Consider the following 22,270-nt stretch of genomic DNA (forward strand, 5'->3'; position numbering starts at 1 on the left):
GGGCTTTACTCCACCTGGATGTTCTGGCGCTTGATGACCGCGCCCCATTTCTGGGTCTCGGCCTTCATGAAGGCGGCGAACTGCTCGGGCGTGCCGCCGGCGGGCCGCAGCGATTGTTCGTCGAGGAACTTCTGGAACTCGGGCGATTTCAGCGCGGCGTTCACGCCGCCGTTGAGCTTGCTGACCACGTCGGCCGGCACACCGGCGGGCGCGAGCAGGCCGACCCAGGAGGTGGCCTCGAAGCCGGGGTAGGTGTCGCTCACGGGCGGCACGTCGGGCAGCGCGGGGATGCGTTCGCGCGTGGTCACGGCCAGCGCGCGCATCTTGCCGGCGCGGATGTGGGCCAGCACCGAGGTGACGCTGACGAACATCACCTGCACCTGGCCGCCGAGCACGTCGGTGATGGCGGGGGCGCCGCCTTTGTAGGGCACGTGGTTGAACGAGGCGCCCGAGGTGGCTTTGAAGAGCTCGGTGGTGAGGTGGTTGGAGCTGCCCGCGCCGGTGGAGGCGTAGTGCAGGGTGTCGGGCTTGGTCTTGCCCAGGTCCACGAGTTCGCGCAGGTTCTTGGCCGGCACCGAGGGGTGCACCACCAGCACCAGCGGCGAGGTGGCGATCAGCGCGATGGGCTTGAGGTCCTTGTCGGAATCGAAGGTGAGCTTGTAGAGCAGCGGGTTGACGGCGTGCGTATCGAAGGCGGTCAGCAGGGTGTAGCCGTCGGCCTTGGCGCGCGCCACCTGGGCCGCACCGATGGAGCCGCCGGCGCCGCCCTTGTTCTCCACCACCAGGGTCTGGCCCAGGCTGGCGCTGAGTTCGGTGCCGAGCTTGCGCGTCACGTTGTCCACGATGCCGCCGGCCGGGAAGGGCACGACCACCTGGATGGTCTTGTTCGGGTAGGGGCCCGTTTGTGCGGAGGCGGCCAGCGGCAGGCCACCCACGGCCAGGGCGATGGCGCCGGCCACGACGGTGCGGCGGCGGGTGGAAGGAAGGGAAGCGGGGCTCATGTTGTCTCCAGAGAGGGGAAAGAAAGCGAAAGCAGAAAGAGGGAGGTCAGTCGTTGATGACCGCGACCGCGCGGACCCAGCCGGCGGAGCCGTGTTTGATCTTGATGGGGAAGCAGCTGACGTCGAAGCCGTGCGAGGGCAGCTGGTCGAGGTTGGAGAGCTTCTCCATCTGGTAGTAGCCGATGTCGCGGCCGGCCTTGTGGCCTTCCCAGATGATGGAAGGGTCGCCGTCGCGCTCGAAGCGCTCGACCACGAACTTGAAGGCCGCGTCCCAGCTGTAGGAGTCGGTGCCGACCACGCGCACGCCGCGCTCCAGCAGGTAGAGCGTGGCCGCGCGGCCGAAGCCGCAGGCGCTCTCCCAGTAGTCCTCCTGGCCCTGGCGCGCACCGGCGCGGGTGTTGGCCACCACGATGTCGAGCGGCTGCAGCTCGTAGTTGATGCGCTTGAGCTCGGCTTCGATGTCCTGCGGCGTGACCACGTAGCCGGCCTCGAAGTGGCGGAAGTCGAGCTTCACACCGGGGCGCAGGCACCAGTCCAGCGGCACCTCGTCGATGCCGGGGGCGGGGCGGCCGCCGTCCTGCAGCGCGTGGTCGGTGGTGGGGTGGTAGTGCCAGGGCGCGTCCATGTGCGTGCCGGCGTGGGTGGAGAGCGAGATGCGCTCCACCGCCCAGGCCTTGCCCTCGGGCAGCGAGTCGGGGCCGATGCCGGGGAACAGTTTGGAGAACAGCTCCCACGACTGGTCGTGGTCGGCGTACTGGATCTGCGGGCGGTGGTGGGCCGGCGAGGTGGGCTTGTCTTCCAGCGTGACGGAGAGGTCGATGATGCGGCGGGGCATGGGGGTCTTGATTACGGTGAGGGGGAAGGAGAAGCCGGCCGCGCGCGCATGCCCGCGACCACGAAGGCGACCAGCTGGCGCACGATGGCTTCGGGGTCGTCGGTGTCGCACAGGCCGCCCGAGAGGCGGTTGAGCCGGTGGTAGGCCGCGTCCGCGTCGGACACGATGTAGTGCATGGCGCCGATGGCGAAGGCGTAGCGCCAGAAGGCCTCCTGCCGGCTCAGGCCGGGCTCGGCGTCCATCAGGGCCTGCACGAACAGCAGGGCCGTGCTGTCGTACTGCTGGAACAGCGCGCTGTTCGTGAACTCGCTGGGCAGCGCGCGCGCCTGCAGGATCAGGCGGGTGAGCAGGCGGCCGTCGCCCGTGGCGTCGGCGCTCAGGCGGATCGGGGGAGCGAGCAGCGCTTCCACCACGTGCTCCAGCGTGCGGCCCGGGCCGTCGGGTTGCTGCGCCAGCATCTCCATGCGCAGCTGGTTCACCGGGTCGGCCACGGTCTGCAGCACCTCGCGGATCAGCGCCTCCTTGGAGCCGAAGTGGTAGTGGATCGCCGCCACGTTGGTCTCGCTCGCGGTGGTGATCTCCTTGAGCGAGGCGGCCTCGAAACCGCGCGTGGCGAAGACGCGCAGCGCGGCCATCACGATCTTCGTGCGGGTCGAGTCCTTGGGTTTGGGGGCTGGGGTGTTCATGTGAAATTCAAATTTCAATTTGAAATGTAGATTTGAAGCGTGGCCGGAGGCATTGGTACAAACCCTAGGTCCACAGGGAATGCGGGCGGCATCTCCGAGGTGGATTCTCATCAAACGAGAATGCAAATTGACCGGTCTCAGGGCGTGGCGCCACCATCCCGACCCTCACACCGCTTCCCATTCGATACTGGAGACCCCATGAAACCTACCCGCATCCTGGCGCGCACCCTGGCCGCCCTCAGCCTGGGCGCCGCGAGCGCCGCCTGGGCCGGCCCGTACCAGGGGGGCATCGTCACCCTGATCACGCCGGCCTCGTCGGGCAGCTCGTTCGACAACGCCGCGCGCGCCCTGGCCGACGGCCTGGCCAAGACCTGGGGCATCCCTGTGGTGGTCAACAACCGCCCCGGCGCCGCCACCATCCTGGCCACCAGCGTGGCCGCCAAGGCCGCGCCGGACGGCCGCACCTTGCTGCTCTCCGTCACGCCGACGATCCAGGCGCCCTTCCTCTCCACCAAGCTGGACTACGACCCGGTCACCAGCTTCGCGCCGGTGGCGCAGATGTTCGACGCGCGCCTGTGGCTGGCGGTGAACACCCAGGTGCCCGCGCGCACGGTCAAGGAGTTCGTGGCGCTGGCGAAGGCGCCGGGCGCGAAGTTCGCCTACTCCTCGCCGGGCAACGGTTCCACGCCGCACCTGAACGCGAGCCAGCTCGCGCACCAGGCGAAGATCGACATGCTGCACGTGCCCTACAAGGGCGTGGCGCCCGCCGTGGTGGATCTGGCCGCCGGCATGGTCACGGCCACCTTCGCCAGCTATTCCGACCTGGTGCCGCACGTGCAGAGCGGGCGCGTGCGCATCCTCGCCAGCACCGGCGCCGAGCGCTCGCCGCTGAGCCGCGACGTGCCCACGATGAAGGAGGCCGGCTACGCGGACTTCGAGACCGTGGGCTTCGGCGGCCTCGTGGTGCCGGCCGGCACGCCGCAGGCCCTGGTGGACGAGATCTCGCGCGACGTGATCAAGGTGCTGGCCCAGGCCGAGGTCAAGGGGCGCCTGATCACGCTCGGGCTGGAACCGCACAGCCAGGGCCCGGCCGAGTTCGGCAAACTGATCCTGGCGCAGACCGCCTACTGGAAGAAGGTGATCAAGGACGCCGACGTCAAGCCCGAATGAAAGACCTCACGATGACCGCACCCCGCCTCGAACACTCCCACCACCTGCGCTTTGTCGGCGACTGGGGGCAGGCCAATTTCCACCGCATCTGCTCCTGGCTGTGCGAAGAGTTCTGCAAGCGCAGCGGCCCGCGCAGCCGCGTGGCGATCTGGAGCATCCGCGCCGGCGGCATCGAGGCCATCGACCTGGTGGAGGAAGGTGAGGCCGATCTGTGCATCGTCACGCCGGCCATGCTCATGCCCGCCGCGCTCGACGGCCGCCTGATCTTCCAAGGCCGCGCCGCGCCGCACCTGCGCGCCCTGGCCGTGCTGCCGCAGAACGACCGCATGGTGCTGGCCCTGCGGCCGGACCTGGGCATCCGCAGTTTCGAGGAGCTGCGGCAGAAGAAGCCGGCGCTGCGCATCGCGACCTCGCGCAACGACGGCACCAACTTCATCGGCTACGTGGCGCGCCTGTTCATGCAGGCCCACGGCATCGACGACGCCACCTTCGCCAGCTGGGGCGGCACCTACGTGGAAGACTCCAACCCGCGCGAAAGCCTGCAGCGCATGCAGGACGGCGAGGTGGACGGCGTGCTGCAGGAAGCGATCATGACGCCCTGGTGGTCCGACATCGTCGAGGCCGGCAAGGTGGTGCCGCTGCCGTCCGAAGAGGCGGTGTTGCAGCAGCTCCAGAAGGACTACGGTTTCGGGCGCAACGACCTGCCGGCCGGTTACTGGCCTTCGCTGCAGACCTCGCTGCCCGCGCTCGATTTCTCGGACTTCCTGATCCTGGTGCGCGACGACATGCCCGACGACATCGCCCACCTGCTGACCTGGTGCCTGGTGGAAACGCGCGCGGCCATCGAGCGCCAGTACCGCCACCTGCCGCCGCAGCGCAGCCCGCTGAGCTATCCGCTGGTGCCCTCGGCAATGGCGCAGACCTCGATCGCCCTGCACCCGGGCGCGCGCCGCTACTACGAGGCCGCGGGCCACCTCTGAGCCGTGCGCGCAGCGCCCCCGCTCAGGGCGCGCGCATGTGCTGCACCGCGCGGCGCACCATGTCGCAGAAGTACTCTGCCGCCGGCGTGGGCGGCAGGCCGGCGCGGCGCACCAGGCACACCGGCGGCGCGGGCAGGGGCTCGCGCACGTCGATGCGCGCCAGCAGCGGCGCGAGCGACTCGGACTGGATCCACTGCACCGGCAGCATCATCAGCAGGTCGGAGTTGGCCAGCGCCACCATGAAGGTGAGCGCCGAGTGCGCCTTCATCACCAGCCGGGGCGCCGGCAGCCCGTGGTGCGCGAACAGCGGGCCCAGCTCTTCTTCGGCGTTGTGCGTGATCGAGGTCGTGATCCACTCCGCGTCCACCAGCTCGCGCAGCGAGCGCGCCTGCGCCAGCGGGTGGCCTTTTCGGCTCACGATGGTGCGCGTGTTGTCGAACAGCTTTTCCACCTGCAGCGCCGAGACCACGTCGGCCGGGGCCGGGCCGATGTAAAGGTCCAGGCTGCCGTCGAGCAGGCCGGGCTCGCTGCCCGGGTACACCGCGTCCACGATGTCGATCTGCACCTTGGGGTAGCGCGCGCGGAACGCGCCCAGCGCGAAGGGCAGCAGCGCGATGTGGGCCACGCTGGACATGGCCACCGCCAGGTTGCCGTGCACCTCGCCGCGCAGCTGGTCGAGCTCTTCGGTGGCGCGGCGCAGGTCGTGCATGGCGCAGGCCACGCGCTTGTGGAAGGCCGCGCCCATGTCGGTCAGCACCACGCCGGTGGAGCGCCGCTCGAACAGCACCACACCGAGTTCCTTCTCCAGTTCCTTGATGCTGTGGCTCAGCGCGGGCTGCGCGCTGCCCAGCTGGCGCGCGGCCGCGCGCAGGCTGCCGCGCTCGGCCACGGCGAGGAAGTCCCGCAAGGCGTTGAACTTCATGCCGGGCCGCCTTGGATGATCGAAAAACCATATCGCATTCGACAATTCTCCGTCTTTTCCATTTCGCGGTGGCTGCCTACGATGCGGCCGCATGAAGACCTCGCCCTCCCACACCCCGCGCGTGCTCATCGTGGGCGCCGGCCCCGCCGGCCTGGCCCTGGCCATCGAGCTGGGCCAGCGCCGCATCCCCTGTCTGCTGCTGGAGCGCAACGACCGCGTGGGCTACGCGCCGCGCGCCAAGACCACCAACGTGCGCACCCGCGAACACCTGCGGCGCTGGGGCATCGCGCCGCAGCTGCGCGCGGCCTCGCCGCTGGGCGTGGACTACCCGTCCAACGTGGTGTTCTGCACCCGGCTCTCGGGCCACGAGCTCACGCGCTTCGAGAACGCCTTCTTCTGCGCGCCGGGCCGCAACCCGCTCTACGCCGAGCACGCGCAATGGGTCCCGCAGTACAGCCTGGAAGAGGTGCTGCGCGCCCACGCCCAGTCGCTGCCCGGGGTGGAGATCCGCTTCAACAGCGAGGTGCTGGCCTTCGAGCAGGATCCGCAAGGCGTGCACGTCACCGTGCGCGATTTGAAGCGCGACGACACCTACACGGTGGCGGCCGACTACCTGGTGGGCGCCGACGGCGCGCGCAGCCTGGTGCGCGAGGGCATGGGCGCCAAGCTCGAAGGCCAGTACGGCCTCTCGCGCAACTACAACATCGTGTTCCACGCGCCGGGCCTGGCGCAGGCCCATGCGCTGGGCCCGGCCATCATGTACTGGCAGATCAACGACGATGTGCCCAGCCTGATCGGCCCGATGGACCGGGGCGACACCTGGTTCTTCATGCCCACCGGTGTGCCGCCCGATTTCCGGCTCGACGCCGAAGGCAGCGCGGCCTTGATCCGCCGCGCCACCGGCATCGACCTGCCCTACCGCGCCCTGTCCACCGACGAGTGGGTGGCCAGCCGCTTCCTCGGCGACAACTACCGCGACCGGCGCGTGTTCCTCGTGGGCGATGCCTGCCACCTGCATCCGCCCTTCGGCGGCTACGGCATGAACATGGGCGTGGCCGACAGCGTGGACCTGGGCTGGAAGCTCGCGGCCGTGCTGACGGGCTGGGGCGGCGAGGCCCTGCTGGAGAGCTACATGGCCGAGCGCCGCCCGGTGCACCAGATGGTGCTCGACGAGGCCGTGGCCAACCACGCGCTGCTGGGCAACCAGCTCGCGCGCGCCGGGCTGGAAGCCGACGACCCGGCTGGCGCGGCCCTGCGCGAGGACGTGGGTGCGCGCATCCAGGCCGCCAAGTCGCGCGAGTTCACCACGCTGGGCGTGGTGCTCGGCTACCGCTACGAGGACTCGCCCGTGATCGCCCACGACGGCAGCCCCGCGCCGCGCATGGACTACCTCAACTACGTGCCCTCGAACCGGCCCGGCGCGCGCGCGCCGCACGCCTGGCTGCACGACGGCAGTTCGCTGTACGACCACTTCGGCGAAGGCTTCACCCTGCTCGCGCACGCCGACGTGCCCGAGACGGCCGTGCAGGCCGTGCGCGAGCGCCTGCGCGCCGCGGGCGTGCCGCTCACCGTGCTGCGGCCGGCCTGGGGCGCGTTCGCCGAGCTGTACCCGACCCGGCTCACGCTGGTGCGGCCCGACCAGCACGTGGCCTGGCGCGGCGACCACTGGCCCGACGCACCCGACACGCTGGTGGCGCGCATCACCGGCCACACCGCGGTTTCTTTCCCTCGACAGAAGGCCCTCGCATGAACACCCGCCTGCCCGCCGCGGTGCATTCGGTGCACCGCTTCACCTTCACCGTGCCCGACCTCGCGGAGGCCGCGCGCTTCTACACCTGCTTCGGCCTGGACGTTCGGCGAGACGGCGATCGCCTGCACCTGCGCACCTTCGGCCACCCGCACGTCTGGGCCCATGTGCTCGAAGGCGGCGAGCGCAAGCGCTTGCAATATGTGGCCTACGGCATCCACGCCGACGACGTGGACAGCTTCGCCCAGCGCATCGCGGCGCAGGGCCGCGCGCGCGAGCCGCACCCGCTGGCGCAGGAGCCCGGCCTGTGGCTGCGCGATCCCGACGGCCTGGCGTTGCAGCTGGTGGTCGCGCCCAAGGTCTCGCCCTCCGCGCCCTCGGTGCCCCGGCTGCCGGTGCCCGTCGCGCCCGGCCAGGGCCAGGCCGCGCCGCGCAGCCGGCTCGGGCCGGTGCGGCCGCGTTACCTGTCGCACATCCTGCAGTTCACGCCCGATGTGCCGGGCATGCTGGCCTTCTGTTCATCGATGCTCGGCCTGCGCCTGTCGGACCGCTCGGGCGATGCCATCGCCTTCCTGCACACGCCGCACGGCAGCGACCACCACCTGGTGGCCTTTGCGAAATCCGACGGCCCCGGCCTGCACCACAGCAGCTGGGACGTGCCCGGCCTCGACGAGGTGGGGCAAGGCATGGACCAGATGCGCAGCGCCGGCTACGGCGAAGGCTGGGGCGTGGGCCGGCACGTGCTCGGCTCCAACTATTTCAACTACGTGCAAGACCCCTGGGGCAGTTTCTGTGAATACTCGGCGGGCATCGACCACGTGCCCGCCGGGCTGGACTGGCCCGCCGCCGACCACCCGGCCGAAGACGCCCTGTTCGTCTGGGGGCCGGCCGTTCCCACCCACTTCATCACCAACCGCGAGACACCATGAGACTGATTGCTTTTCAAGACGAGAGCGGCGCCGCGCGCCTGGGCGCCCGCGTGAACGACACCCTGCTGGACCTCACCGCCGCCGGCCTGCCCGACTCGCTCGACGGGCTGCTGCGCCAGGGCGACGAAGGTTTTCGCGCAGCGCGCGCCGCGATCGAGCGCGGCCAGCACGCGCGCCCGCTCGCCGGCATCACCTACCTGCCGCCGGTGCTGGAGCCGGCCAAGGCCTTCGCGATCGGCCTGAACTACGTGGACCACGCGGCCGAAAGCAACTTCGAGAAACCGAAGCACCCGGTGATCTTCCACCGCTACCCCTCGTCCTGGGTCGCCCACGGGCAGCCGCTGGTGCGGCCGCACGTGTCGGAACAGTTCGACTACGAGGCCGAGCTGGTGGCGGTGATCGGCAAGGGCGGCCGCTACATCCGCAAAGAGGACGCGCTGGACCACGTCGCGGGGTACACGCTGTTCAACGACGGCTCCATCCGCGACCACCAGTTCCGCTCCAACCAGTGGATGATGGGCAAGAACTTCGACCGCAGCGGGGGCTTCGGCCCCGAGTTCGTCAGCGCCGACGAACTGCCGCCGGGCGCGCACGGCCTGCGCCTGCAATGCCGGCTCAACGGCCGCGTGGTGCAGGACGCCAACACGCGCGACATGATCTTCGACGTGGCCACGCTGGTGGCCGCCTGTTCGGAGGCCATGGCGCTGGTGCCGGGCGACCTCATCATCACCGGCACGCCCGCCGGCGTGGGCCTGGCGCGCAAGCCGCCGCTGTGGATGAAAGCCGGCGACGTGTGCGAGGTCGAGCTCGAAGGCCTCGGGGTGCTGAGCAACCCCGTCGTGGACGAGCGCTGATGGTTCGCCGGTTTCTCAGCATCTGAGAAGCCGGTTTGACCCCGGCCGCCGCGGTGGGCATGCTCCCACCGTGCTGTTTCCTTCATTGCAAATTCCATGTCAGGCAGAACCCCCATGAAGCTGGTCCGCGAACACATCGATGCCTTTCCTTTCGATGCGCCGCCCTATGTGCTGGAGCGCCGCGAGGAGCTGTTGCTCGCCGACCCGCTGCCGTCCCCGATGAAGCGGGCGCGCGAGTACCCGCCGATCGAGGTGGCGCACCTCGGTGCGGCCTACGTGGAGCGCGCCTTCGCGCCGCCCGTGGGCGTGTACGAGAGCGCGGACATCCGCATCGAATGGCAGAACATGAACGGCCGCCAGCCCTTCTACCACCGCAACACCGGCGTGGACGAGCTCTCGTTCCAGGTGTGCGGCGAGCGCACCCTGATCACCGAGCTGGGCACAGTGGAACTGCGCCCCGGCGACTTCTCGCGCATCCCCAACGGCGTGGCGCACGACAACTTCGGCCGGCACGACGTGCACCTGCTGTTCTACGTGCCCGGCCCGGTGCGCGAACTGGTCGCTCCCAGCCGCCAGGCCGAGTACCTGAGCACCCCGTTCCCCGGCTGGACGGCGGCCGTGATCAACGAGCTCACCACCGAAGGCGTGGGCGGCCCGGGCCAGGACCTCGCGCTCTCGCCGGTCGACGAAGCCCTGCTGCTGCGCCACGCCGAGCAGGACGCCGAGCGCATCCAGGTGCTGCACCCCGAAGGCGAAGGCCTGCAATGGCTGTACCGCAGCGAGGCGGTCGCCATCGGCCGCTCGCGCAAGGCCTCGGACGACGGCGCCGTGTACACGCGGCACCGCGACGCCTGCGAGGTGCAGGTCCAGATCCAGGGCGAGCGCACCCTGGTCACGCAGCGCGGCAGCGTGCACCTGGTGCCGGGCGACTTCGTGCAGATCCCGCGCGGCATTGCCTTCACCAGCCTGCACCGCGGACCGAGCGAACACCTGGCCCTGGCCAGCACCCTGCCGATCCCGCAGGTGGCGCCGGCCCTGCGCCAGGGCACGCGCCTGCCGGCCGACGAGCTGGCCCGGCTGCGCGGCGCCTGAGCGCGCCTTTCACCAAACACAACAAGGAGACACCCATGTCAACGATGATGGCCGCGCGCGCGCACCAGGGCGCGCGCGAACTCAGCCTGGAAACCTTGCCCGTGCCCACGCCGGGCGAAGGAGAGGTGCTGGTCAAGGTGGCGTCGGCCGGCATCGCGCCCGGCATGATGAAGCTGCTGGAGATGGGCCGCTTCAAGCACCTGCCCACCACGCCCGGCCACGAGATCGCGGGCACCGTGGTGGCGCTGGGCAGCGGCGTGGACGCCGCCTGGCGCGACGCGCGGGTGCGCGTGCACCCCATGCTCTCGTGCGGCCAGTGCGACTACTGCCGCTCGGACCGCCAGCAGATGTGCAACGACGCGGCCATGATGGGCCACGCCGGCTTCGGCCGCGGCCCCATGGCGCTGTACGCGAAGTACCACAACGGCGGCCTGGCCGAGTACGCCTGCGTGCCCGCCGACCTGCTCGACCGCCTGCCCGCGCACGTGAGCTTCGACGTGGGCGCCAAGGTGCACGACCTGGCCAACGCGGTGCGCGCGCTCAAGGGCGCGGCCCTGCCCGCCACCGGCCGGCTGGTCATCACCGCCGCCACCGGCACCATGGGCACGGCCAGCATCAAGCTCGCGCGCTTCTTTGGTGCGCGCGAGCTGGTGCTGGTGGGGCGCTCGCGCGAGCGGCTCGAAGCCCTGCGCCCGCTGGCCGGCGACCTGCCGGTGCAGCTCGCGGTGCTCGACGAACTCGCCCCCGACTGGGCCGACACGCAAGGCCTCACGAAACGCCTGCGCGAACTCATGCCGCGCGGCGCCGACGCCGTGCTCGACTACTTCCCCGACGGGCCGGGCTCGGCGCAGGCCGCCGCGGCCATGGCCCAGGGCGCCAGCTTCGTGCACATGGGCGGCAGCAACAGCGCGCTGCCCTTCGCCCTGCGCGACATGATGATCTTCTGCTGGCGCTTTGTCGGCACGCGCGCCTGCACCCGCTCCGACACCGACGAGGTGCTCGCCCTGCTGGCCGACGGCCGCCTCGACGCGGAAGACCTGATCACCCACCGCTTCGGCCTGCAGCAGGTCAACGAGGCGCTGGAAGCCACCCGCACCCGCACCCTGCCCATCTGGATGGCGGTGGTGAAACCCTGACCCTTCTTCCCAACGGAGTTTGAATTGCAAGACCGCAACCCCTGGATCACCGTGCCGACCGCCGCCGGCCCCATGCAGACCTTTGTGGCGCGCCCCGCCGCGCCCGCCACGCGCGCGGTCATCGTGCTGCAGGAGGCCTTCGGCGTGAACGCGCACATCCAGGACATCGCGCAGCGCTTCGCCGCGCAAGGCTTCCTGGCGCTCGCGCCCGACATGTTCCACCGCAGCGGCACGCGCGAACTCGCCTACGCGCAGCACAGCGAAGCCGTGGCCCTGATCTCGCAGATCGGCGTGGCGCCCATCCTCGAAGACGTGCAGGCCGTGCTCGCGCACCTGCAGAGCGCGGAGCAGATCGGTGCGGGCCGCACCGCCGTGGTGGGCTTCTGCTTCGGTGGCCGCGCCGCCTTCACCGCCGCCACGCGCCTGCCCGGGCTGGGCGCCGGTGTGGTGTTCTACGGGCCGGGCATCGCCGCCGGCCCCCACGCCACGCTGGGCGATGCCGGTGCCATCCGCGCGCCGCTGCTGCTGCATGTGGGGGCGGAAGACCCCACCATCCCGGCCGCGCAGGTGCAGGCCATCGACGCCGCGCTGCAGGCCGCCGGCGTGCGCTTCGCACAGCACGTGTACCCGGGCGCCGGGCACGCCTTCCTGTGCGACGCGCGCCCTGCCATGTACCGCGAAGGCGCGGCGGCCCAGGCCTGGCAGCGCACGCTGGATTTCCTGAACGCCGAACTGCCTCACGGACAATGAGCGCATGTGCCCACCCTCCACTTCCCTGGCCGCTTCCCTCGATGACGTGAAGCGCGCGCCGCTGCCCCCGGGCGACGGCCTGCTCGCGGACCTGGTCTGCGCCAACCACATCCTCTACGACCAGGGCGTGGTCGATGCCTTCGGCCACGTCAGCGTGCGCCACGACCGCGACCCCGGGCGCTTCCTGCTCGCGCGCAACATGGCGCCCGGCCAGGTGGGCGCATCGGACATCGTCTCCTTCACGCTCGATGGCGAGCCCATCGACGCGGGCGGCCGGCGCGTCTACATCGAGCGCTTCATCCACGCCGAGATCTACCGCGCGCACCCGCAGGTGCAGGCCATCGTGCACAGCCACTCGCCGGCCATCGTGCCGCTGACGGTCTCGCGCGGCACGGCGCTGCGCGCGGTGTTCCACATGGCCGGCTTCATCGGCACCGGCGCACCGGTGTTCGAGATCCGCGACGTGGTGGGCGACGGCAGCGACCTGCTGGTGCGCGACGGGCGCATCGGCGCCGCGCTGGCCCGCCAGTTCGAGGGCCACCCCATCGTGCTCATGCGCGGGCACGGCAGCACCGTGGTGGGCGAGAGCCTGAAGCAGGTGGTGTACCGCGCGGTCTACGCCGAGGTGAACGCTCGCGTCCAGACCACCGCCCTGGGGCTGGGCGAGGTGAGCTACCTGAGCGAAGCCGAGTGCGCGGCCTGCATGAGCAGCCACGAGGCCCAGGCCGAGCGGCCCTGGGCGCTCTGGAAGGAAGAAGCGCTGCGCCGGCGCGCCTGAGCCGGCGCGATCTGGGTTCTCATTTCTCAGGAAATGAGAAACGGCTTTGACCGGCCAGCACCCGATGTCCATGATCGACCCACTCGATCTCGAAAGGACATTCATGGAAATCGGAGCGCATCTCGCGCGACTCGAACTCACCGCCAGCGACCCGGCCGCGCTGGCCGGGTTCTACGCCCGCACCTTCGGCTTTGCCGTCTCGCAACAGGGCGATGCCCACGTGTGCCGGGCCCCCGAGCGCGAACTCGTGCTGCGGCCCGGCGACGGTGGCCAGCTGCACCTGGCCTGCTTCCGCTTCGACACGGCCGCCGCCTTGCTCGCGCACCGCGCGCAGTTGCAGGCGCGCGGCGTGGCCTTGCAGGATGTGGGCGAGACCGCCCACACCGTGCGTGACCCCGAAGGCCGCCGCATCCGCTTCGAGCACGGCCCGGCCGCGCCCGTTGCGTCCACCGCCGACGGCCTGCCGAGCGCGCGGCTGCAGCACTTCGCGGTGAGGACACCCGACCCGGCCGCGCTGCTGGCCTTCTACACCGAGCAACTGGGCTTCGTGCTCTCAGACCGCGTGCGCGACGAGGCCGGTGCCATCACGGCGGCCTTCCTGCGCACCGACGCCGAGCACCACGCCATGGCCATCTTCCGCGCGCCGCTCGCGCGCTTCGACCATTTCTCGTGCGAGGCGCAGGACTGGGCCGCGCTGCGCGACTGGGCCGACCACATGGCCGACGCCGGCTTCCCACTGGCCTGGGGCGTGGGCCGGCACGGGCCGGGCAACGACACCTTCTTCATGCTCAAGGACATGGACGGCAACATGGCGGAGATCTCCGCCGAGCTGGAGGTCTGCGAGCCCGGGCGCGCGGTCGGCGAATGGCCGCACCAGCCCTCAACCCTCAACCGCTGGGGTGTGGCCATCATGCGAAGCTAGCCCCACCGACTTGCCATTTCAGGAGCGCCACCCATGACCACTACCGCCAAGGCCTTGCAGGTTCTTCGCCTGTTCAAGCAGGGGTTCAAGCACGTGCGCGCGGTGGACGTGGAGACCGAGCTGCGGATCTCCACCGCCACGGCCTACCGCTACCTCGCGGACCTGGAGGAGGCTGGCCTGATCGAGCGCACCTCGATCGGCCAGTACGTGCTGGGCCCGGAGATCGTGGAGCTCGACCGCCTGATCCGCATCAACGACCCGCTGATCGCGGCCGCCGGCGAGATCATGAAGACGCTGTCGGAGCGCACCGGTGGCGTGGTGCTGCTCAGCCGCCTGCACAGCCGCAAGGTGGTCTGCGTGCACCAGGTGCGCGGGCGCCACGGGCCGCCGCACGTGAGCTACGAGCGCGGCCGGGCCATGCCGCTGTACCGCGGCGCCACGTCCAAGGTGATCCTGGCGCACATGGCGCCGGAAGACCTGCGCGACCTCGTGCGCCACGACACGGCGGCCTTGCGCGCAGCGGGCCTGCCGGGCAGCTTCGACGTGCTGTCGGCGCTGATGGCGCAGATCCGGCGCGACAAGGTCTGCGTGACGGCGGCCGAGGTGGACTCCGAAGCCTGTGGCTGGGCCGCACCGATCCACCAGGGGGAGCTGCTGCTGGGCAGCCTCTCGGTGGTGATGTGGTCCCAGGCACCGAACATCAACCCGCAGCGCGTCGCGGACCATGTCCTGCGCGCGGCGCTGCGCATTGGAGGGCGGCTGGAAACGCCGCGCTAGCAACTTATGTGGATGGATGGAAAAGCCCCCGACGTGGTGATCGTCGGCGCGGGTCCGGTCGGGCTCACCCTGGCGAACCTGCTCGGCACGCACGGCGTGCGCACGCTGGTGATCGAGCGCAACGCCGCGCTCGAGCCCGAACCCCGCGCGGTGACGCTGGACGACGAGAGCCTGCGCACGCTGCAGGGCGCCGGCCTGCTGGAGGCCGTGCTGAAGGATGTGGTGCTGGGCTACGGCGTGCAGTACCACGACTGGCGCGGCCGGCCCTTCGCGGCCATCCAGCCGACGCGCCAGGAATACGGCTACCCCAAGCGCAACGCCTTTCGCCAGCCGCTGCTGGTGCGCACGTTGGGCGAAGGGCTGGCGCGCTTCGAGCACGTGGCGGTGAAATTCGGGCACAGCTTCACGTCCTTCGAGCAGGACGCCGACGGCATCACCGTTCATGTGCAGGCCGAGGGCGAGGCCCGCACCGTGCGCGCGCGCTGGCTGGTGGCCTGCGACGGCGGGCGCAGCCCGGTGCGCGAGTTCTGCCAGATCGTGCTCGAAGGCGAGACCTATGCCGAGCGCTGGCTGATCGTGGACCTGGCGGAGCGCACCGTGCCGCTGCGCCACACCAGCACCTACTGCGACCCGAGGCGGCCCACCATCCGCCTGCCGGGGCCGCGCGGCGCGCTGCGCTACGAGTTCATGCTGCGCGAAGGCGACCGCGACGAGGACGTGCTCGACGAGCGGAACTTCCGCGAATGGATCGCGCGCCGCGTGCCGGCCGACCGCGACCTGCCGCTGGTGCGCAAGGTGATCTACGGCTTCCACGCCCGCGTGGCCACGCGCTGGCGCGAAGGCCGCGTGCTGTTCGCCGGCGACGCGGCCCACCTCACGCCGCCGTTCGCGGGCCAGGGCCTCAACAGCGGCATCCGCGACGCCGCCAACCTCGCCTGGAAACTTGCGGCCCTGCTGCGCGGCAGCCTGCCCGAGTCGGTGCTCGACAGCTACGAACAGGAGCGGCGCCCGCACGCGGCCGCGCTGATCCAGATGGCCTTGCGCATCGGCCGCGTGATGCAGCCCAAGAGCGTGCTGGGCGCCGCGCTGACGCAGACCGCCCTGCGCGTGGCCTGCCTGCTGCCGGCCTGCCGCGACTACATCCTGCAGCTCAAGTTCAAGCCCAAGCCGCGCTTCGCGCAAGGCTGCTTCCTGCCGTCGCCGAACCTGAGCGCGACCGAACTCGCGCCCCAGCCCTGGGTGCACCAGGCCCCGGCGCACGCGCTGCGGCTGGACGAGGTGCTGGGCGCGGGCTTCTCGGTGATCGGCTGGGACGCCGCCGTGGTGCGCGAGGCCGCGCGCCAGGTGGTGCCGCGCGGCCTGTGCACCGGCCAGGTGGCCCTGGTGCGCAGCGAGGACGATTTTCTCGACACGGCCGCGGACGACGGCGAGGTGGTGCGCGTGCGCGATGCGAGCGGCGAACTCGCGGCCCTGCTCGCGCGCTTCGGGGCCGCGGCCCTGGTGCTGCGGCCGGACCGCTACGTCTACGCCGTCGTGCCCCAGGCGGCCTGAGCCCTTTCTTCTTTCATTGACAGGAACCCCCCATGCAATTCATGAGTTTTGAGATCGGTGGCCGTGCCTCCTACGGCCTGTGCACCGACGCCGGTGTGATCGACCTCGGCCGCCGCCTCGGTGCGACCGCGCCCACCTTGCGCGACCTGCTGGCCCTGCCGGACTGGCAGGCCCTCGCGCGCTCGCACGCGGACGCGCCGGCCGACCACGCGCTGGCGGCGCTGACGCTGCTGCCGGTGATCCCGCAGCCGCGCACCATCGCCTGCGTGGGCCACAACTACGAAGAGCACCGCGTGGAGACCCAGCGCGACCCGACCGAGCACCCGTCCATCTTCTTCCGCCACCCCGAGTCGATGCAGGGCAGCGGCGTGGCCCTGGTGCGCCCGCGCGAATCGACGCAGCTGGATTACGAAGGCGAGCTGGCGGTCGTGATCGGCCGGGGCGGGCGCCGCATCGCGCAGGCCGACGCCTGGGCGCACATCGCGGGCGTGAGCTGCTTCAACGACGGCAGCGTGCGCGACTGGCAGCACCACACGCGCCAGTTCGGCCCCGGCAAGAACTTCGCGGGCACGGCGGGCTTCGGCCCCGCGCTGGTCACGCTGGACGAGCTGCCCGCCGACGGTGTGCTGTCGCTGCAGACCCGCGTCAACGGCCGGGTGGTGCAACAGGCGCGCACCGACCAGATGATCTTCCCGATCCCGCGCCTCGTGGCCTATGTGTCCACCTTCATGACGCTGGTGCCGGGCGATGTGATCGTCACCGGCACGCCGGGCGGCGTGGGCGTGAAGCGCGTGCCGCCGCTGTGGCTGCAGCCGGGCGACCTTGTGGAGGTGGAGATCTCCTCGGTGGGCGTGCTGAGCAACGGCGTGGTGCAGGAGGCCTGAGCATGCAGGCCCTGATCGCGCTCGAAGCGCACCGTTGTGAGCGTCTGGTGGCGGGCGACCTGAACGCCATCGACGCCCTGCTGGACGCACAACTGGTGTACGTGCATTCGACCGGCCTGGTCCATGACAAGCCGCAACTGCTGGACTTCCTGGCGCACCGCATCCGCTACGAGGCCGTGGAGCGCCAGGGCCTCGCGGTGCATCACCACGGCGACGCGGCGTGGATGACGGGCCTGATGCGCTTGCGCGGTCAGCGCGTGCCGGGCGGTGAGGCCGTGGCCTCCATCGCCTTCGTGTCGCAGCTGTGGGTGCGCGCCGCGGATGCGTGGACGCTGCGCGGCTTTCAGGCCACGCGCGTGGACGACGCGGTGTGGGCGAAGTGAGGCGCCGTTTCTCATCATCTGAGGCAGCACTTTGACGCCATCGACCGCCTCTGAACATCATGCCGACGCCGGTGCCTGAAGGCATCGCATCTGCTTCTCTTTTTCTCATCAACCACATCACCCTCTCCGCAGAGAGAGGGACGGAGACATCGATGCCCCATTCTTCAAAAACCTCCCATGTCCCGCGCTCGCTGGGCCGTTGCGTGCACCTGGCGCTGGCCGGCCTGGCGCTGACCGCTGCCGCACCCCAGGCCTTCGCGCAGGCCCCCGGCGGCGGCAGCCAGGTCTCGCTCTACGGCGTGCTCGACGGCGGCTACTACCGCCGCAACCTGGCCGGTGAGGCCACGGTGTCGCGCATGGACAGCGGCCTGCTGTCCATGCCGCGCTGGGGCATGCGCGGCAGCGAAGACCTGGGCGGTGGCCTGAGCGCCGCGTTCGACATCGGTGGCCACTTCCGCATGGACACCGGCGAAGCGGGCCGCCACCCCGGTGACACCGCCGCCGGACGCCAGTTCTCGCTGGCCTCGTGGGTGGGCCTGCGCGGTGGCTTCGGCTTCGTGCGCATGGGCCGCATTCCCACCGGCAGCTACATCGCCACGCTGCAGTTTTCGCCCTTCGCAGAGTCGGTGAACCTCGGCCCCTTCCTCATGCACACCATCACGGGTTCACAGCCCATGAACGCGGTGAACGGCGCCACCGACGGCATCTGGAGCAACTCGGTCGCCTACACCACGCCCACGTTCGGCGGCCTGTCGGCGAACCTGCAGTACGTGGCGCGCGAGGCCTCGACCGAAGGCCGCCGCGTGGACCTCACGGCGAACTACCGCCAGGGCGCCTTCGCCGCCGCGCTGAACCACCGCCGCGTGGACGGGGCAGCCATCACCACGCCGCGCGCGGCGGCCGAACCGGCCGGTGCGCCCTACGTGATCCAGGAGACGAAGAGCACGCTGGCCAGCGTGTCTTACGACTTCGACGTGGTGAAGGTGTTTGGTCAGTACTCCACCGGCACGGTGCAGGCGCGCGGCCTGCGGGAGATCGACCTGGACACCCTGGGCCTGAGCGCGCAGGTGCCGGTGGGCGCGGGCCGCATCGTGGCCTCCTGGGCGCGCACGAAGCGCGAGCAGGCCGGCGTCAGCGACCGCGTGCGCAGCACGCTGTCGGCGGGCTACATCCACAGCCTGTCCAAGCGCACCGACCTGTACGGCGTGGCGATCGCCGACCGCGCCACGAACCTGCGCTCGGGCACCGGCCTGGCGCTGGGCATCCGCCACTCATTCTGAGGGGCCTTGCCCGGGAGCGCTCAGGCCGCGCCCGGGGGCGGCTGCTGGATCAGCTGGGCCTGCAGTTCGCGGATGCGCTCGTCGGTGTAGTAGCCGCCGACTTCGGTGTAGCGCAGGAAGGGCCGCGCGCAGCCGCTGCATTGCCAGATGTCGCAGCGGTTGTAGGGGAACCAGCCGAGGGCGATGGGCGCGTCGTCGGACCAGGCGCCTGTGCCGTTCGGGTGGTATTCCTCGAGCGTGGGTTCGTCGGCGTCGGGGTCGCGCAGGCTGCCGACGCGTGTGAGGCGGGTGAGGTCGAAGCCGCCGGGCACGGAGTCCCAGCCTTTGCACACCAAGGCCTGGCAGTGGGGGCAGGTCGGTGTGGTGCGGCTTTGTGTGGCGATGGCCATCAATTCTTCCAGGGTCATGTTTGCCATTGTGGGCTGCTTCTGGGCCGCTTCTTCGCTGCCGGTGGGCGTGGCTGCCGTTCTCCGGCGCCTGCTCGCGGGCGTCCACCCGGGCAGGCCAACACCTTCGCGTCAACACCAGACAGGCGCTCAGCCTCTGTGGCAACCGCGAATGGGGCGCCTGCGCCCGTCAACCCCACCCACCGTCGAGAGTGCGGTGCAGGCAGGCGGTGCATTTTTTTGTTGGCGGGCCCGGGTTGACCTCTCGGCGGATGGTGCTCCCCCCGGGCGCAGGCGCCCGCGAGCAGGCGCCGGAGAACGGGGGACGCCGGCCGACAGCAAACAAGCCTCTGCGCGAGATCTCAGGGAAATATAGAAATTCCGAATGTTATTGGCCCATATTGAGCATTGGACCCATGGTGCCGGGCTCAGTCTCATCGTCCGCGCGGCCCAGGCGCGAGCGCTGCAGCAGCAGGCCCACCAGCACCATGGCCGCAGCCGAACCCGAAAGGCCCGGTGAGGCGAGCACCAGCTGGGCCAGCCCGTTCACCGCTTCCACGCTGACCTGCTGGGCGTGGTCGACCAGCGCGATGACGTCGGTGGGCTGCACGCCGGGAAGGTCTTCCAGCCGGACGTTCAGGTCCTGCCAGCCGCTGCGGAAACGGATCTTCGCAAAGATGCCGTCGGCAATCGCCACCAGCGACAGCACGCCCAGGGGTCGCAACAGCTGTTCCAGGATGTGCCCGCGATCGACCGGTGGCGCGGCTTCGTACACCTGCGCCACCAGCTCGAAGATCGCCCGGTCCTTCTCGGGCGTCGGGTTCATGACGGCCGGACCTGGTGACCTGTGAGGACCCTCATGTGGGCCAGTGCCGTCTCCAGCGCTTCCTCCGCGTGGACGAAATCGTTGTGGCGGGTGAACCAGGCGGCCTCGTCCAGGGCCACCAGGGTGGCGGCGATGTCGCCGACGGAGGCCGCATGCAGGGCGCGGCGCGCCTCGCGGATGGCCCACATGGCGTGACCGTTGTGGCTGGTGTAGATGTCCACCTGCGCGCGCCGGACGTGGTCCATGGCCGCCGTCGAGAGCTCGACGGCATGGGCCGCGGGGTGCGGTTGCGCGTAGGCGGTGGCGCCCACCATCGCATCCACAAACGAAATCGTCGGAAGGTTGTTTGACATGGTCCGCCTTTCTGAACTGGGTGTCGGAGGCGTTTCACTCTGCGGCGCCCAGGGCACCCGCAGGTTGCAGGCGAAGGCGCCGCAGATGACAAATGTCATCTGCGGCCCGCGCGTCAGGCGGCCGGCTTCTGGGCGGCCGGCATGGCCTTCTTGTGCGCGGCCTTCTTGGCCACGTGCTTCTTGTGCGTGGCCTTGGCCACCTTCTGCTTTTCGGCCGGCATGGGCTTGGCCGCCGGTGCGGCGGCGGGGCTCGGCATGGCGGCGGTGGCGGGTGCGGCGGGCTTGGGCGAACTGTCCATGGTGCTTTGCGCAAAAGCGCTGGCCCCCATGGCGGCCATCGCGGCGGTGATGAGGACGGTACGTAGTTTCATTTGAAGCTCCAGGTTCGCAGCGGTCTTGAATTGCGGTCGACGCTGCGTGTCGTCAACCACGGGCTCCATGCTGCTTGTCCCCGTCCCGGCCATGGTTGCAATCCACCCGTCGGCACATTTCACTTGTAACCGCCGCGGGGCCCGGGTTGTCAGAGCTGGAACCCCAGCCACAGCAGCAGGCCTTCGCCGATGTCGCGCGCGAGCCCCGGGGCGGTGGCGACATAGGGTTGTGCCGTGCTGCGCTCCTGGTCGAACCAGGCGGTGAAGCGCCGGACGTCGGTGGGCCGGTGGAAGGCGCACATGAGCTCGTAGTTCAGCAGCAGGCTGCGGCTGTCGAGGTTGACCGAGCCGTTCAGGGCCAGCGTGTCGTCGAACACCGCGAGCTTGGCGTGCATCATCCCGGGCGCCAGCCAGACCCGGCCGCCGGCCTGGGCGAGCGAGCGCAGGGCCCGGCCTCGGGCCAGGTCGGACAGCCGGTGGTTGGAGCGGGCCGGCACCAGCAGGTCGACCGCCACACCGCGCCGCGCGGCCAGGCACAGCGCCGTCAGGAGTGCCGTGTCGGGCACGAAGTACGGCGTGGCCAGGGCGATGCGCGTTCTGGCCCGGTAGGCCGCGGTCAGCAGCAGGGCGAGCACGGTGTCGTCCGCCTGGTCGGGGCCCGACGCCACCACCTGGGCACCATCGACGGGATGCGCAAGGCCGGTGTCCTCGCTGACGCCACGCGGGCCGGCCGGTCGCCCGCCCGCGAAGCGCCAGTCGCGATCGAACAGGTCGCGGGCCTGCTGCACCAGCGCGCCGCCCAGGTCGAAGCTCAGGTCGCGCCAGGGTGCCTGCCCGGGCGACCCCTCGAAGTACTCGGGGGCCAGGTTTCTGCCGCCGCACCAGAGGCGGGCCGAGGGCAGGCCGGCGTCGGCGATCAGCATCTTGCGGTGGTTGCGCAAATTGGTGCGGCCCCGGATCGGCGAATGCAACGGCGGCACGAAGCGCACGAGCTCGCCGCCCGCGCGCGTGAGCTCGCCCAGGTTCGGCGGGCGCTGCATCAGGCTGCCCATGCCGTCGAGCAGCAGGCGCACGCGAACGCCCTGCCGCGCCTTGGCCTCCAGGCGATCCACCACGCGCTGCCCGGGTTCGTGGCGCCCCAGGATGAAGGTGCACAGATCGAGGCTCGACTGTGCGCCGTCGATCGTGCGCATCAGGGCGTCGAGCGCCTGGTGACCGTCGCCGTGCAGGTGCAGGTCTCGGTAGGCGGCGGGCGGCGGTTGTCTCAGCGAGACGATGGTGTCCACGGCCCAGTGGCCGTCCGCCGTGGAGGGCGGGTGCGGCAGGGCTGGCGCGGTGGAGGACGGGCGAGCGTGCTTGCGGGAGCCGAACAGGAGGAACGCCGGCAAGGCCACATAGGGCAGCAGCACGATGAACAGGACCCACGCAATCGCGGAGATGGGCGGCCGGCGCTGGCGCAGCACGTGGGTGTTGAACACGTAGACCAGGACCGCCAGGGAGACGACGAGGCCGTGGACCGTCAGCCACTGGCTGGGCAACATGTCACTTGTCATTGGCCAGTCCGTTCCATGCAATACCTCCAGGCGGGAGCCACCGCAGTATCTCTTCAAACCGGGAGCGCTTCATGTCCACGTCCATCCCCCCACCCACCGATCAC

Annotated in this window: 24 protein-coding genes; 15 read left to right on the top strand and 9 right to left on the bottom strand. The window is 70.6% G+C overall.

Features of this window, described 5'->3' with window-relative positions; translation table 11 throughout:
• Window positions 1-5: 5 nt before the first annotated feature.
• Genes AC07ZS_RS23100 through AC07ZS_RS23110 form a run of 3 tightly spaced genes read right to left on the bottom strand, consistent with a single transcriptional unit; the run spans window position 6 to window position 2,522 of the window.
• A complete protein-coding gene (locus AC07ZS_RS23100) occupies window positions 6-1,001 on the bottom strand; it encodes a Bug family tripartite tricarboxylate transporter substrate binding protein (protein WP_494800868.1) in 996 nt (331 codons plus the stop codon).
• A gap of 46 nt (window positions 1,002-1,047) precedes the next feature.
• Window positions 1,048-1,836 (bottom strand): cyclase family protein, encoded by a 789-nt coding sequence (locus AC07ZS_RS23105; RefSeq protein WP_494800869.1) that lies wholly within the window; start codon window positions 1,834-1,836, stop codon window positions 1,048-1,050.
• 11 nt (window positions 1,837-1,847) lie between these two features.
• On the bottom strand, window positions 1,848-2,522 hold the full coding sequence (locus tag AC07ZS_RS23110) for a TetR/AcrR family transcriptional regulator (RefSeq protein WP_494800870.1): 675 nt from the start codon (window positions 2,520-2,522) through the stop codon (window positions 1,848-1,850).
• A gap of 198 nt (window positions 2,523-2,720) precedes the next feature.
• Here AC07ZS_RS23110 and AC07ZS_RS23115 point away from each other — a divergent pair, with 198 nt between their 5' ends.
• Window positions 2,721-3,692: a Bug family tripartite tricarboxylate transporter substrate binding protein gene (locus AC07ZS_RS23115; protein WP_494800871.1), complete on the top strand. Its 972-nt coding sequence runs from the start codon at window positions 2,721-2,723 to the stop codon at window positions 3,690-3,692.
• 11 nt (window positions 3,693-3,703) lie between these two features.
• Window positions 3,704-4,672: a TAXI family TRAP transporter solute-binding subunit gene (locus AC07ZS_RS23120; RefSeq protein ID WP_494800872.1), complete on the top strand. Its 969-nt coding sequence runs from the start codon at window positions 3,704-3,706 to the stop codon at window positions 4,670-4,672.
• A gap of 22 nt (window positions 4,673-4,694) precedes the next feature.
• On the opposite strand, the gene AC07ZS_RS23125 is transcribed toward AC07ZS_RS23120, so the two are convergent.
• Window positions 4,695-5,594 (bottom strand): LysR substrate-binding domain-containing protein, encoded by a 900-nt coding sequence (locus tag AC07ZS_RS23125; protein ID WP_494800873.1) that lies wholly within the window; start codon window positions 5,592-5,594, stop codon window positions 4,695-4,697.
• Between the two features lie 91 nt (window positions 5,595-5,685).
• Here AC07ZS_RS23125 and AC07ZS_RS23130 point away from each other — a divergent pair, with 91 nt between their 5' ends.
• The 13 genes from AC07ZS_RS23130 to AC07ZS_RS23190 all read left to right on the top strand — a co-directional run bounded on the left by AC07ZS_RS23130 (window position 5,686) and on the right by AC07ZS_RS23190 (window position 18,677).
• The gene (locus tag AC07ZS_RS23130; protein WP_494800874.1) at window positions 5,686-7,344 is read left to right on the top strand and encodes an FAD-dependent monooxygenase; all 1,659 of its coding nucleotides are present in this window, start codon (window positions 5,686-5,688) and stop codon (window positions 7,342-7,344) included.
• On the top strand, window positions 7,341-8,270 hold the full coding sequence (locus AC07ZS_RS23135) for a VOC family protein (RefSeq protein ID WP_494800875.1): 930 nt from the start codon (window positions 7,341-7,343) through the stop codon (window positions 8,268-8,270). Before AC07ZS_RS23130 ends, AC07ZS_RS23135 begins: the two co-directional genes overlap by 4 nt.
• Window positions 8,267-9,124 (top strand): fumarylacetoacetate hydrolase family protein, encoded by an 858-nt coding sequence (locus tag AC07ZS_RS23140; protein ID WP_494800876.1) that lies wholly within the window; start codon window positions 8,267-8,269, stop codon window positions 9,122-9,124. The genes AC07ZS_RS23135 and AC07ZS_RS23140 overlap by 4 nt, the downstream gene beginning before the upstream one ends.
• A gap of 114 nt (window positions 9,125-9,238) precedes the next feature.
• On the top strand, window positions 9,239-10,216 hold the full coding sequence (locus tag AC07ZS_RS23145) for a hypothetical protein (protein ID WP_494800877.1): 978 nt from the start codon (window positions 9,239-9,241) through the stop codon (window positions 10,214-10,216).
• Between the two features lie 35 nt (window positions 10,217-10,251).
• Window positions 10,252-11,352, top strand: coding sequence for an alcohol dehydrogenase catalytic domain-containing protein (locus AC07ZS_RS23150; RefSeq protein WP_494800878.1), 1,101 nt, complete (start codon window positions 10,252-10,254; stop codon window positions 11,350-11,352).
• 24 nt (window positions 11,353-11,376) lie between these two features.
• Window positions 11,377-12,102 carry a dienelactone hydrolase family protein gene (locus AC07ZS_RS23155; RefSeq protein ID WP_494800879.1) on the top strand — a complete coding sequence of 242 codons (726 nt, stop codon included), beginning with the start codon at window positions 11,377-11,379 and terminating at the stop codon, window positions 12,100-12,102.
• A gap of 4 nt (window positions 12,103-12,106) precedes the next feature.
• Entirely contained in the window at window positions 12,107-12,880 is a 774-nt protein-coding gene (locus tag AC07ZS_RS23160) for a class II aldolase/adducin family protein (RefSeq protein WP_494800880.1), read from the top strand.
• Between the two features lie 103 nt (window positions 12,881-12,983).
• Window positions 12,984-13,802 carry a VOC family protein gene (locus AC07ZS_RS23165; RefSeq protein ID WP_494800881.1) on the top strand — a complete coding sequence of 273 codons (819 nt, stop codon included), beginning with the start codon at window positions 12,984-12,986 and terminating at the stop codon, window positions 13,800-13,802.
• Between the two features lie 33 nt (window positions 13,803-13,835).
• On the top strand, window positions 13,836-14,579 hold the full coding sequence (locus AC07ZS_RS23170; protein WP_494800882.1) for an IclR family transcriptional regulator: 744 nt from the start codon (window positions 13,836-13,838) through the stop codon (window positions 14,577-14,579).
• 12 nt (window positions 14,580-14,591) lie between these two features.
• Complete coding sequence (locus tag AC07ZS_RS23175; RefSeq protein ID WP_494800883.1) at window positions 14,592-16,130, top strand: bifunctional 3-(3-hydroxy-phenyl)propionate/3-hydroxycinnamic acid hydroxylase; 1,539 nt, start codon at window positions 14,592-14,594, stop codon at window positions 16,128-16,130.
• A 32-nt stretch (window positions 16,131-16,162) separates the two neighbouring features.
• Window positions 16,163-17,014: a fumarylacetoacetate hydrolase family protein gene (locus AC07ZS_RS23180; RefSeq protein ID WP_494800884.1), complete on the top strand. Its 852-nt coding sequence runs from the start codon at window positions 16,163-16,165 to the stop codon at window positions 17,012-17,014.
• A 2-nt stretch (window positions 17,015-17,016) separates the two neighbouring features.
• Window positions 17,017-17,397 (top strand): nuclear transport factor 2 family protein, encoded by a 381-nt coding sequence (locus AC07ZS_RS23185; RefSeq protein ID WP_494800885.1) that lies wholly within the window; start codon window positions 17,017-17,019, stop codon window positions 17,395-17,397.
• A gap of 152 nt (window positions 17,398-17,549) precedes the next feature.
• Window positions 17,550-18,677 carry a porin gene (locus AC07ZS_RS23190; RefSeq protein WP_494800886.1) on the top strand — a complete coding sequence of 376 codons (1,128 nt, stop codon included), beginning with the start codon at window positions 17,550-17,552 and terminating at the stop codon, window positions 18,675-18,677.
• Between the two features lie 20 nt (window positions 18,678-18,697).
• Here AC07ZS_RS23190 and AC07ZS_RS23195 read toward each other — a convergent pair whose 3' ends face one another.
• From AC07ZS_RS23195 to AC07ZS_RS23215, 5 genes are all read right to left on the bottom strand, one after another.
• Window positions 18,698-19,084, bottom strand: a complete 387-nt coding sequence (locus AC07ZS_RS23195; protein ID WP_494800887.1) for a hypothetical protein — start codon at window positions 19,082-19,084, stop codon at window positions 18,698-18,700.
• Window positions 19,085-19,451: 367 nt separating this feature from the next.
• Complete coding sequence (locus tag AC07ZS_RS23200; protein WP_494800888.1) at window positions 19,452-19,889, bottom strand: hypothetical protein; 438 nt, start codon at window positions 19,887-19,889, stop codon at window positions 19,452-19,454.
• Window positions 19,886-20,242: a hypothetical protein gene (locus tag AC07ZS_RS23205; protein ID WP_494800889.1), complete on the bottom strand. Its 357-nt coding sequence runs from the start codon at window positions 20,240-20,242 to the stop codon at window positions 19,886-19,888. Before AC07ZS_RS23205 ends, AC07ZS_RS23200 begins: the two co-directional genes overlap by 4 nt.
• A 113-nt stretch (window positions 20,243-20,355) precedes the next feature.
• The gene (locus tag AC07ZS_RS23210) at window positions 20,356-20,613 is read right to left on the bottom strand and encodes a protein tyrosine phosphatase (protein WP_494800890.1); all 258 of its coding nucleotides are present in this window, start codon (window positions 20,611-20,613) and stop codon (window positions 20,356-20,358) included.
• A gap of 149 nt (window positions 20,614-20,762) precedes the next feature.
• Window positions 20,763-22,166, bottom strand: coding sequence for a phospholipase D-like domain-containing protein (locus tag AC07ZS_RS23215; protein ID WP_494800891.1), 1,404 nt, complete (start codon window positions 22,164-22,166; stop codon window positions 20,763-20,765).
• Window positions 22,167-22,270: the final 104 nt, after the last annotated feature.

The organism is Hydrogenophaga sp. GW456-12-10-14-TSB4, assembly GCF_059424305.1.